Raw genomic sequence first — 7,544 nt, 5'->3', positions numbered from 1 at the left:
TAAATGATAATTTTTATAGTTAGAATCCTATCGAAAAGATAGTCAACCAACTTTATTTTTTAGCATTCTGAATCAGCAAAAATCCACACAAGTTGTTCTTTAGTTATGCTTTTAAATAATGTCTCTAACTGTCGTCCAGTAAGAGTATTCTTACTAAATATGCTAAACCAATCTGGCTTATCCTATTTAGCGAGCTGACCATCATATCATGTTTTAATAGTCTGTCAACTTCTTTTCTTAATTTGTTTCAACTCGGTAATCTAAGTGATAAGTTGGTTAACTTATTGCCTAGCTTCCTTTGCTGTGGGGCGTATTATATAGATTCTGAGAAGGGTGTCAACTGCTTTATCAAAGGTTTTTAAACTAATTTAAGTAGGGTTTAAATAGTCGATATTTTTCAACTACTTAACATATTAATTATCTTTACTGTCATTAAATAATGTTGTAAATGCACCTTTAGTCATAAATAACCCTATTTAATTGCATTACCACTGCCTACTATCAATCTATTTTGAGTAGCTGCTTTATCGCTAAAAAGCCTTTTATTTGACTGTATTGATATTGGTATAGAAAGCACCTATATATAGAAACTTGTTAACGACCATATAGATGGCTATTCATAACTGCCCTTAGTCCCCATCTATCTAGTGTTAATAGACATTTTTTGCTATAATAGCTGACTTTATAATATTACTTAATGGCACTTCGTTTATTAAGACTTAGCTAAGAAGCTGCTGCTTTGAGCCTTGCCTTTAAGTAATACCATCTCTTACAACATATCATAGTAATTAGATATAATTGACGCAGTCTTACGGTTATATGATTGATGGTTGCAATCATCACTGCCAACGGACGCAAAAAGGTGAATAGATTATGGTAGCGATTACTTTACCCGATGGTAGCGTAAAAAACTTCGAAGGTAATACAACGGTCATGGAAGTGGCGCAAAGTATTGGGACAGGGCTTGCTAAAGCGACTGTCGCTGGACGTGTGGATGGTCAATTGGTAGATGCGCATGACCCTATCGCCCATGATGCCAAAGTTGAAATCGTTACACCAAAAGATGATGACGGTGTCGATATCATTCGCCATTCTTGTGCTCACCTATTAGGCCATGCCGTTAAGCAGTTATATCCTGATGTGAAAATGGTGATTGGTCCCATTATCGATGATGGTTTTTATTATGACATCTATAGCGAAACGCCTTTTACGCCTGAGCATATGGCAGCCATTGAAAAACGCATGATGGAGCTCATCAAGCAAGATTATGACGTTATCAAAAAAATAACGCCACGTGCTGAAGTCATTAGAATCTTTGAAGAACGTGGTGAAGAATATAAGCTTAAGCTGATTAATGATATGCCAGGCGAAGAAGCCTTTGGTCTATATCATCATCAAGAATATGTGGATATGTGCCGTGGTCCGCATGTACCAAACACCCGCTTCTTAAAAGTCTTTAAACTGACCAAAATGTCAGGTGCTTATTGGCGCGGTGATGCCAAAAATGAACAGCTTCAGCGTATTTATGGTACAGCATGGGCGGATAAAAAAGATTTAAAAGCCTACATCCAGCGTATTGAAGAAGCCGAAAAACGTGACCATCGTAAAATTGGTAAAGCGTTAAATCTATTCCATATGCAAGAGCAAGCGCCAGGTATGGTGTTTTGGCATGCCAATGGTTGGACGATTTATCAAGTACTTGAGCAATATATGCGTAAAGTGCAGCACGATAATGGTTATGAAGAGATTAAAACGCCGCAAATTGTCGATCGTAGCTTGTGGGAGCGTTCTGGACATTGGGGCAACTATGCGACCAATATGTTTACCACTTCGAGCGAAAATCGCGATTATGCGGTAAAACCAATGAACTGTCCTTGTCACGTGCAAGTCTTTAATCAAGGCTTAAAATCTTACCGTGACTTGCCATTACGTATGGCAGAGTTTGGTTCATGCCACCGAAACGAGCCATCAGGTTCGCTCCATGGTTTGATGCGGGTTCGCGGTTTTACTCAAGATGATGCTCATATCTTTTGTACACAGTCGCAGATTCAACAAGAAGTCGCTGATTTTATTAAGCTGACCCTTGCTGTTTACGAAGATTTTGGTTTTGATAATATCATTATGAAACTATCGACTCGTCCTGAAAAACGTGTCGGTAGCGATGAGTCTTGGGATTTTGCAGAAAAAGCATTAGCCGATGCATTGGATAGTTCCGGTCTTGATTGGGCTTATCTACCAGGTGAAGGTGCATTCTATGGTCCCAAGATTGAATTTAGTCTAAAAGATTCATTGGGTCGCGTATGGCAGTGCGGTACTATTCAGGTTGACCCGAACATGCCTGAGCGTCTTGATGCCGAATTCGTCAATGAGCAAAACGAGCGCGAAGTACCTATTATGTTGCACCGTGCCATCTTAGGTTCATTTGAGCGCTTTATCGGTATCTTGATTGAGAACTATGCCGGTTGGATGCCAGTATGGCTAGCGCCGCAACAAGTAGTAGTCATGAATATCACAGATAAACAGGCAGATGCGTGTGAAAATGTGGTCAATGAGTTGAAAAAATCAGGCTTGCGCGCCATTAGTGACTTGCGTAACGAAAAGATTGGATTTAAGATACGAGAGAAAACATTAGAACGTATTCCCTATATGCTAGTATTAGGGGATAAAGAAGTCGAATCAGGCAGCGTTAACGTTAGGACTCGCGAAGGCGAAAATCTGGGCGTGATGAGTGTCGCTGAATTTATCACATTAGTAGAAGCAGCTGTTGCCGAAAAAGGCCGACAGATCCCAAAAATAGATCAGGAGTAATACCTATTAAACAGTCAAACCGTTTGAACATTAATGAAGATATCAGTGCCAAAGAAGTCCGTCTGGTCAAAGAAGACGGTGAACAAATGGGCGTGGTCGATATCGACACCGCGATGAAAGCGGCACGTGAAGACAGTCTAGATTTAGTAGAGCTGGTTCCCGAAGCCAAACCGCCAGTATGTAAAATCATGGATTATAAACATTTCCTCTATGATCAGAAGCAAAAGGCGAAAGAAGCTAAAAAGAACCAAAAGCAGACTCAGCTAAAAGAGATGAAGCTACGTCCTAGCACTGAAGAAGCCGATTATCAGGTTAAATTGAGAAAAATCGTTAGCTTCTTAGAAGATCAGGATAAAGTTAAAATTAGCATCCGTTTCCGCGGACGTGAAATGGCCCACCAAGAAATTGGTCGCAAGCAACTTGATCGTATCATTGAAGATACGGCTGATATCTCAAACGTCGAACAGTATCCTAAGATGGAAGGTCGTCAAATGGGTATGCTGTTAGGACCTACTAAGAAGAAATAGACTTTTCAATCGTCTAGTCTTAGTAGTGGCTGTGTTTATATAGATATTCATGATTTCCCACCACCAATATGCTACGGCGTATTGGTGGTTTTTAGTATGTAGGGCTTAATAAGCATATTTATAGTTAATTATGACACTTGTACCTCTTTGACTATCTTTAACCTTAAATATATGAAGCCGACAGTGCTTTACAAAACCCATCTTCTCAACCTTTTCATTACACGGTAATCTAAAGACCTACTCTATCTTTATGAATCATAATTTCAATAAAAACAATTAAACTGATAAAAATAATCCATGCCTCGACTACAAATGTCGCTGATAAAAATATAACCTCTTTTAGATATCATAGGAAGCCTTATGCAAGAATTAACCCCACCTATTAACACCTCTACACCAACAATTACTCTAACCGCGCCAGAACCCGTTAAAGAGATACAAAAAAGTGAAGCAGATCAGATGGTCAAGTTAGATGACAGCGATATTCCAGAGCTTGATGCCAAAGTCGATGCTTTTGTCGATCATGTTATCAACAACTCTGTACACAGCTCTGAATTTCAACAAAACGTCCAATCTATTCATAATTTGGGTAATAAAGAAATCCGTGAATCGGCGCAAGTGTCTAACCGTATGTTAGAGCTACCCGCTAAGAGCCTGAATGACAGCTTATTTGATAACTCCCCTATTGCAAAATCATTGACGGAGCTGCGCGGTATCGTCGAAGATTTGGACCCCAGCAAAAAAGAGCTGACCAGCTCACGTAAGCTATTTGGCTTGATTCCATTTGGTAATAAAGTACAAGACTATTTCCGTCAGTATGAGTCAGCGCAATCTCATATTAATGCGGTAGTAACGAGCCTATATAATGGTAAAGATGAGCTGCTCAAAGATAATGCGATGATTGAGCAAGAAAAAATTAATATGTGGGAGCTGATGCAATCGATTCGCCAATATATCTATGTGGGTAAAAAAATCGATGAGCAGCTCGAGCAAAAAGTCTATGCGATAGAAGCGACTGACCCTGAGAAAGCACGTATTATTAAAGAAGAGATGCTGTTTTATGTCCGCCAAAAAAATACCGACTTTTTGACACAATTGGCGGTAAATGTTCAAGGTTATTTAGCATTGGATACTATCCGTAAAAACAATTTAGAGCTGATTAAAGGGGTAGATCGCGCCACTACTACCACTATCTCAGCCCTACGTACGGCAGTGGTTGTGGCACAAGCCATGACTAACCAAAAACTGGTACTTGACCAAATTACTGCTTTGAATAAAACGACCAGTAGCTTGATTGAATCAACTTCGGCAATGCTCAAGCGTCAATCACTTGAGATTCATGAGCAAGCGACCAGCAGCACTATTGAGCTTGATAAATTGCAAAATGCCTTCAATAATGTCTATGACACCATGGATATGATTAGCAATTATAAAATTGAAGCGCTTGAGAATATGAAGCAAACGGTCAATACCTTGACCACTGAGGTTGATAAAGCTCAAAAATACCTCGATAAATCTAATCAGACCACGGTATTAGAAGTGTCAAAAGAATTGAACATGGAAAAAATAACCAATAAATCAAATACGGTCGATATTGATATTTGATTTAGATAAGCATTCACTTTTAATAAAATTTGACCACTAACGACTACTCGCTATCAAATACAGATAAGACAATTGACCTAAGATATTGGGACGTTGTTCGTGTTAAGATAGTCATTATTAATAATTTAAAAATAGATACGGTAATTTATGAGTTGGAATGATCCAAACGCCTCAAGTGAGGCACAAAAATATGATAACCCGATTCCTAGTCGCGAGCTTATATTAAGCACGATTAATGAACACGGTGAAATCACCCATCAGCAATTGGCAAAAGCCTTTAATATTGCTGATCCTGATCAGTTTGACGCTTTGGGCAACCGCCTAAAAGCGATGACGCGTGATGGACAAGTCAATCGTGACGGTCGCCCTTATCGCTATCGTACGGTCACTCAGCACGACATTGTCACCGGTACAGTAACAGCCCATCCAAAGGGCTTTGGCTTTGTATTATTAAGTGATATGCCTGACCTATTCTTGCATGAAAAACAAATGCGTTGGGTCTTTAATGGCGATACAGTAGAAGCCGTTGGCACGTCAACAGACAACCGCGGTCGTACTGAAGGTCGTATCGTTGATGTCGTTGAGCGTCGTCAAAATCATTTTATTGGTACGCTGGCTCATGATGAAGACGGTTACTGCGTTGAGCTTGGTAGCCCAAATAACCATCAGCCGATTACCGTCACAGAAGACAATGTACAGGCTTTCAATGCTAAGCAAGGCTCGCCGGTAAAAGTTGATATTATTGATTGGCCAAATCAGCATGAATTTGCCACGGGCAAAATTACTGAAGTCTTATCTGATGACAATGATCGCGAACTGATCATTGAGACTACGTTACTTAATTATGATATTCCATCAGAGTTCAGTGAAGCGGCGCTCAATCAAGCAAATGATTATAAAGAGCCGACTGAAAAAGATCTAAAAGGTCGTGTCGATTTACGTGAGTTGCCATTAGTGACGATCGATGGTGAAGATGCTCGTGATTTTGATGATGCTGTGTTTGCAGAAAAGCGTTCTGGTGGTAATTATCGCGTCTTGGTAGCGATTGCGGATGTCAGTTATTATGTGACACCGAACTCGCCACTTGATCAAAATGCTTACGAGCGTGGTACGTCAGTATATTTCCCGCATCAAGTGATTCCTATGTTGCCTGAAGTACTGTCTAATGGTCTCTGTTCGCTGAACCCTAATCTTGATCGCCTCTGTATGGTTGCTGATATTAAGATATCACGTGCTGGTAAAATCACCAGTTATGAGTTTTATCCTGGCGTCATGCACTCGCAAGCGCGCTTGACTTATAATCAAGTAAACGCTTATCTTGAGAATCCAAAAGACAGTAGCGTTCCAAAATCGTTGACAGAGAATAAAGAGGTCAAAAAATCTGTCGATACCTTACATCAACTGTATGAGCTACTCCTCAAAAAGCGTGAAGAGCGTCATGCGATGGAGTTTGAGACCGTTGAAACTTACATTAAGTTCAATGAAAAAGGTGGTATCGAAGCCATCTTGCCTCGTACGCGCGGTGATGCGCAAAAGCTTATCGAAGAGTGCATGTTGCTTGCCAATACCTGTGCAGCAAACTTTGCACTAAAAAACGAGCTGCCTGTGTTATATCGTAATCATGATAAGCCTGATGGCGAAAAGTCGATGCGTATCCATGAATATGCCAAAAACTTTGGTCTAAGCTTCCCAGAAGAAAATCCTACTCAAGCGGATTATCAGCGTATCATTGAAGCGACTAAAGAGCGTCCTGACGCTATCAGTATTCATAGCATGCTGTTACGTTCGATGATGCAAGCAAACTATTCACCTGACAATATCGGTCACTTTGGTTTGGCTTACGACGAGTACAGCCATTTTACCTCGCCGATTCGTCGTTATCCTGATTTAATGTTACATCGTGCGATCAAGGCGAAAGTGACAAATGCCAAACAGCCTGTGATGGATTTTTCATTAGAAGGTGCTGGCATGCAAACCTCAGATACTGAGCGCCGTGCTGAAAAGGCTTCACGCTACGTAGAATCATGGCTCAAATGTCATTATATGAAAGATCATGTCGGCGAAGAGTTCGATGGTGTTGTAACTACCGTCACAAACTTTGGTTTATTTATTACTCTGACGGATTTGTATATCGATGGTTTGGTGCATATCTCAAACGTTGGTGACGATTTCTTTGTTTATGATGAGCAGCAGCAACAGCTTATCGGTAAAGATAGAGGCACAGTGTTTGGGCTGGGCGATTTGGTTAAAGTGAAAGTAGCTGGCGTTAATATGGATCTGCTACAAATTGACTTTGGTTTACAAGCAAAGCTGCAATCTAGTAAAATGAATCAAACTAAGAAAGATCATTCAAACTCTAGTCAGCCAAACCGCAGCTCCACAAGCAAAGATCAGCCAAAGAAATCACCTGCGAAGAGAAGCGGCAGTCGTGGTGGTAGAGGCAGTAGTAAAAAGAGCTAAACTAGCTTGAATCTATAATGTCTCGTCCTAAAATAGATTGATAGTTTTTGCTAAGCCAGATACCCTGAGTATCTGGCTTTTTTGTATTAAGCAGGACATGAATAACCGTCATGTACCTCAGCAGGTGTTCTCATATTTAAACTT

At 40.3% G+C, this 7,544-nt stretch carries 4 protein-coding genes; all 4 read left to right on the top strand.

Annotation, left to right across the window (positions count from 1 at the left end):
• Nucleotides 1-873 precede the first annotated feature (873 nt).
• The 4 genes from thrS to rnr all read left to right on the top strand — a co-directional run bounded on the left by thrS (nt 874) and on the right by rnr (nt 7,400).
• Complete coding sequence (gene thrS, locus JMX75_RS12645) at nt 874-2,808, top strand: threonine--tRNA ligase (RefSeq protein ID WP_201532545.1); 1,935 nt, start codon at nt 874-876, stop codon at nt 2,806-2,808.
• Between the two features lie 23 nt (nt 2,809-2,831).
• Nucleotides 2,832-3,335, top strand: a complete 504-nt coding sequence (gene infC, locus JMX75_RS12640) for a translation initiation factor IF-3 (RefSeq protein WP_011281352.1) — start codon at nt 2,832-2,834, stop codon at nt 3,333-3,335.
• Nucleotides 3,336-3,695: 360 nt separating this feature from the next.
• Nucleotides 3,696-4,940: a toxic anion resistance protein gene (locus JMX75_RS12635; RefSeq protein WP_201532544.1), complete on the top strand. Its 1,245-nt coding sequence runs from the start codon at nt 3,696-3,698 to the stop codon at nt 4,938-4,940.
• A 147-nt stretch (nt 4,941-5,087) separates the two neighbouring features.
• Nucleotides 5,088-7,400, top strand: coding sequence for a ribonuclease R (gene rnr, locus JMX75_RS12630; protein WP_011514721.1), 2,313 nt, complete (start codon nt 5,088-5,090; stop codon nt 7,398-7,400).
• The last annotated feature ends 144 nt before the right edge of the window (nt 7,401-7,544 follow it).

It is taken from the genome of Psychrobacter sp. LFX-11D, from assembly GCF_904846475.1.
In the GTDB taxonomy this organism is placed as follows: Bacteria; Pseudomonadota; Gammaproteobacteria; order Pseudomonadales; family Moraxellaceae; genus Psychrobacter; species Psychrobacter cryohalolentis.
This window is presented reverse-complemented; position numbering and strand designations above follow the sequence as displayed.